The following is a 507-nucleotide window of genomic DNA, read 5'->3' on the forward strand; positions in this document are numbered from 1 at the left end:
CCGCGCAACAACCTAAAGCGCAAGAGTCTACGTATTGTGCAGTGAAATGGGCCGTCAAAGGATTAATTGAGTCGGTTCGTTTGGAGCTAAAAGGAAAACCTATGAAAATTATCGCGGTTTATCCTGGTGGAATGGATACGGAATTCTGGAAAACAAGCGGCAATACGATGGACACGAGTCACTTCATGCAAGCAGAAGATGCCGCAGAGATGCTCCATAATGCGTTGTCGAGCATTGGGAATGGTTATGTTTCTGATATTACAGTGAATAGAATTTAAAAAGAGTTTCGTATACTCATTTTCATCTGGAAGAGTAGTAGAAAATGGAGCGTACGTTTCTTATGAGTACAGCTTTGTCACACTTTGTGGCGAAATTATCAGCAAACGATAGTTATTTAAGGTATTTCTGCTTGCGCAGGTCAAAAGCTTACGTATAATGCCAACCATCAAAGGGCAATAGCCCAAAGATGCCGGTGTGGTGAAATTGGTATACACGACGGATTCAAAA

1 protein-coding gene is annotated in these 507 nt (G+C 41.8%); it reads left to right on the forward strand.

What is annotated here, in order from left to right; translation table 11 throughout:
- Window positions 1-278: SDR family NAD(P)-dependent oxidoreductase (locus tag IQP38_RS21335; RefSeq protein WP_193838020.1), on the forward strand; the 278-nt coding region annotated here is incomplete at its 5' end.
- Window positions 279-507 lie beyond the last annotated feature (229 nt).

The sequence above is a fragment of the Vibrio sp. OPT41 genome, from assembly GCF_015163595.1.
Taxonomy (GTDB): domain Bacteria; phylum Pseudomonadota; class Gammaproteobacteria; order Enterobacterales; family Vibrionaceae; genus Vibrio; species Vibrio alginolyticus.